Here is a 3742-nt window from a genome sequence, read left to right on the forward strand (position 1 = left end):
GCGGGGCGGAGGCGCTCCGGCTGATCCTCGCGCTGGCGCCCGACGTGGCGCTGATCGACGTGCAGATGCCCGGAGGCGGCCTGGAGGCGGCCCGCCGGGTGCTCGCCGCGACCGAACGCACCCGAGTGATCATCCTGACCACGTTCGACCTGGACGAGTACGTCCACGACGCCCTCACCGCCGGCGTGTCCGGCTTCCTGCTGAAGAACGCCGCGCCGCAGGAGGTGCTGCACGCCGTCCGCACGGTCCACGCCGGCCACGCCATGCTCGCGCCCGAGGTCACCGCCAGGCTGATGCGCCAGTTCGCACCGCCGCGGCGGCGGCATCCGTTCGCCGGCGCCGTGCTCTCCGAGCGGGAGGTGCAGGTGATCCGGCTCGTCGCGCGCGGCCTGTCCAACCAGGAGATCGCCGGTGAGCTGGTCCTGAGCGTCGAGACCGTCCGTACGTACCTCAAGCGCATGTTCGCCAAGCTCGGCGTGCACGACCGCACCCACCTGGCCGTGCTCGCGCACGAGGCGGGGCTGCTGCACGAGCCGCGCTGAGGTGTCCCCTTCCGGGGGACGCGGCCCGCCGCCCCTCGCCCGCACCCTTGGGGAGATCGAGAACGACCGGAACGGGGTGAGCGTGTGATCGAGGTCCTGGGCCTCAGCAAGCATTACGGCGGCCGGAAGGCGGTCGACGACGTCACGTTCACGGCGCGGCCCGGCCGTGTCACGGGATTCCTCGGCCCGAACGGCGCCGGCAAGTCCACCACGTTGCGCGTCCTGCTCGGCCTGGACGCGCCCACGAGCGGCCGGGCCCTGGTCGCCGGCCGCCGCTACCGGGACCTCGCGCAGCCGCTGCGCACCGTCGGCGCCCTGCTGGAGGGCGCGGGCCCGGTGCCGGAACGCCGGGCGGCCGACCACCTGATGTGGCTCGCGCGGTCCAACCGGATCCCGCGACGGCGGGTGCGGGAGGTGCTCGACCTCACGGGGCTGGCGGAGGCGGCGCGGCGGCGGGTGAAGACGTACTCGCTGGGCATGAGACAGCGCCTCGGGATCGCGGCGGCGCTGCTCGGCGAGCCGGACGTCCTGATCCTCGACGAACCCGTGAACGGGCTCGACCCCGACGGCATCCGCTGGGTCCGCGACCTGCTGCGCGACCACGCCGCCTCCGGGCGGACCGTGCTGCTGTCGAGCCACTTCATGGCGGAGACGGCCGGCATCGCCGACGACGTGGTGATCGTCCATCGCGGCCGGGTCGTCGTGCGGGGGTCGCTCGCCGAGGTGACGGCCGGTCACGCGTCGCTGGAGGAGGCGTTCTTCGCCCGCACCGGCGACCGGACGGGAGGGCCGCGGTGAGCGCCTTCCGCGCGGAGTTGACCAAGATCCTCACCTTGCCCGGCGTCTGGATCGTCACCGGCGTCGTCCTCGCGCTCCAGGCGGTGGTCATGTCCCAGTCCGCCGGGCTCTTCGCCGGCGCCGTGGCCGCCATCACGCCGGACGGCGTCATCGAGGTCTTCGCGGGGCTCCCGCAACCGGCGGACGAGGCGATCCTCGGCCTGCTGGCCGGGGCGTCCCTGCAGATGGGGCCGTTCCTGCCCGTCCTCGCCGCCGTGATCGCGGGGCAGGAGTTCCGTTCCGGGCAACTCGGGGTGACGGTGCTGGCCGTGCCCCGGCGTGTCCGCCTGCTGGTGGCCAAGCTCCTCGCCACCGGGGCGTACGTGCTCGTCGTCGCGCTCCTCGTCGCGGGGACCAGCACAGCCTTCCTGTACGCCGCCGTCAGGGACTGGAACCCCGGCCTGCTCCTCACCGGGGAGGCGGTCCTCGGGCATGCGCGGTTCGTCGCTTTCGCGGTGCTGTTCTGCGTGACCGCCTTCGCCGTCACGCTCGTCCTGCGCGGCACACTGGCCGGTGTCGTCGCCTCCCTGGCGCTGACCGCCGTCACGATGACCCAGGTCCTGGCCGCGATCGCGCTGGAGCTCGACGCGCTCCTCCCGCTCGGCGCGGCCAGGAACCTGCTGCTCGATCCCGGGGTGAACGACCTCACCGCGAGCCCGGGGCACGGCCTGGCCGTCCTCGCCGGCTGGGCCGCGGCGACCGCGCTCATCGCGGGGCTCGCCCTGGGCAGGAGGGACGCGCGATGACCGTCCGTTTCCGCGACCTCGTGGCCGCCGAACGAATGAAGATCACCACGTTGCCCGCCACGTGGATCGCGCTCGCCGTCGCGCTCGCCGGCCACACCCTGCTCGGCTTCGCCGCCGGCACGGACATCGTGCGGGTCGCCGGGACCGCCGGGCCGTCCCCGATCGGTCAGACCGGCACGCTCATGCTCGCCCCGGCGTACGCGCTCGCCGCGGTCGCGGTGCTCGCGGCCGGCGGCGAGCACCGCGCCGGCCAGCTGCGCGTCACCCTGGCCGCCGTCCCCTGCCGCGACCGCCTGTTCGCCGCCAAACTCGCGACGACGGCCGCCTTCTGCCTCCTCGCGTCCATCCCGGCGGCCCTGCCCGGACACCTCCTGCGGCACGCCGCCGCCTGGCCGGTGGGGGAGTGGACGGGTCGGTTCGGGGCATCGGTGGCGGTTCAGGTGTTGCTCGGGCTCGTCGGGTTCGGGTTCGCCGTGGTGGCGAGCTCGGTGACGGTGCCGATGGCCGTGCTCGTCGTCCTGGCCGTACTCGGGTCACCGCTGCTCCGGAGCGCTCTTCCCGATGTCGTGCGGTTTCTTCCCCATGAGGCCGCGTCGAGTCTCGCCGGGATGTCCCCCGCGCTCGGACCGGTCGCCGGACTCGCCGTTCTGGCCGGATGGGCGGTGGTGTCGGTCGCCGTCGCCTGGCGCGTCTTCGTCCGCAGAGACGGCTAGCGCCCGCTGCCCAGGCCGACGCGATCATATGTGTTACAGCATATCTTCGGTCAATACATTCTGTGGGCCAGATCACCTGTGGCTGCGTCGCTGGTCAGGGCACCGTGTCGAGTACCGATTCGACGGCCTCGCACGGATTCATGTGGGGGCGCGCCTGATGGATCGCCGTCGCCGCGCGTACCGCGATCGTGCGCAGAATCAGGCGTTCGGCTGGAGCGAGTCCGCTGAGGATCCGCTCTTCCGCCGCCGACACGCGGTTCTCCGCTTCGGCCAGCACCCGGCGCCCGCGTTCGGTCGCGACGATCCGCCGTGCCCGCCGGTCCTGGAGATCCGGCTGCCTCTCGACGAGCCCGGCTTCGACGAGGTCGTCGATGAGGTACGTGAGTACGGTGCGGTCGATCACGAGCTGCTCCGCCAGCGTCCTCTGCCGTTGCGGCTCTCCGTGGGCGACGGCGGAGAGCACGTGGTAGCCCCTGCTGCTTCCCGGCATGCCGCGAAGCATTTCGTCGACCTCTTCCTGCCAGGCCCGCAGGATCATGCCGAGAGACCATCCCAGATTGTCGACGGCGGCGTGCTCTCGCGCCGAGAGCGCGTTGACCGGTTCTTCCGCCATCCACTCAAGATACAGGAACAGATGGGTTGTACTGCCTATAGGTTGCCGAGCAACCTATGTGAGCAGCCACCCTGTCGGATGCTCGGCACCTTCATCATTCATTGACAGAGCTCCAGACCGCTGCCGCTGATGTTCCGCGGCTTTCTGCGGGACCACCTCTAGGCCCAACGCCGTTCAGTTAAGGACGAAGGCGGTTCGTCAAGACCGGTGAACGAAGCAGCGGAGCCGCTGTAGAAGAGGTCTGTCACTCCAAGACATCCTCACTACAGGAGCTCCGCTGTTGGAACAGGT

5 protein-coding genes are annotated in these 3742 nt (G+C 71.6%); 4 read left to right on the forward strand and 1 reads right to left on the reverse strand.

Annotation, left to right across the window (positions count from 1 at the left end; translation table 11 throughout):
* The 4 genes from C1J01_RS46815 to C1J01_RS46830 all read left to right on the forward strand — a co-directional run.
* Positions 1-542, forward strand: a 542-nt coding sequence (locus C1J01_RS46815; protein WP_111185465.1) for a LuxR C-terminal-related transcriptional regulator, incomplete at its 5' end; no start/stop codon positions are given.
* Positions 543-626: 84 nt separating this feature from the next.
* On the forward strand, positions 627-1340 hold the full coding sequence (locus C1J01_RS46820) for an ABC transporter ATP-binding protein (RefSeq protein WP_111185467.1): 714 nt from the start codon (positions 627-629) through the stop codon (positions 1338-1340).
* Positions 1337-2125, forward strand: coding sequence for an ABC transporter permease (locus C1J01_RS46825; RefSeq protein WP_111185469.1), 789 nt, complete (start codon positions 1337-1339; stop codon positions 2123-2125). Before C1J01_RS46820 ends, C1J01_RS46825 begins: the two co-directional genes overlap by 4 nt.
* Entirely contained in the window at positions 2122-2838 is a 717-nt protein-coding gene (locus C1J01_RS46830; protein ID WP_111185471.1) for an ABC transporter, read from the forward strand. The genes C1J01_RS46825 and C1J01_RS46830 overlap by 4 nt, the downstream gene beginning before the upstream one ends.
* Positions 2839-2932: 94 nt before the next feature.
* Here C1J01_RS46830 and C1J01_RS46835 read toward each other — a convergent pair whose 3' ends face one another.
* Entirely contained in the window at positions 2933-3451 is a 519-nt protein-coding gene (locus C1J01_RS46835) for a MarR family winged helix-turn-helix transcriptional regulator (protein ID WP_111185473.1), read from the reverse strand.
* Positions 3452-3742 lie beyond the last annotated feature (291 nt).

The sequence above is a fragment of the Nonomuraea aridisoli genome (assembly GCF_003236395.1).
In the GTDB taxonomy this organism is placed as follows: Bacteria; Actinomycetota; Actinomycetes; order Streptosporangiales; family Streptosporangiaceae; genus Nonomuraea; species Nonomuraea aridisoli.

Excerpts from the sequence above, each read along its gene's own strand:
- C1J01_RS46830 (WP_111185471.1), top strand. The coding sequence starts at position 2,122 with ATGACCGTCCGTTTCCGCGACCTCGTGGCCGCCGAACGAATGAAGATC.
- C1J01_RS46835 (WP_111185473.1), bottom strand. The coding sequence starts at position 3,451 with ATGGCGGAAGAACCGGTCAACGCGCTCTCGGCGCGAGAGCACGCCGCC.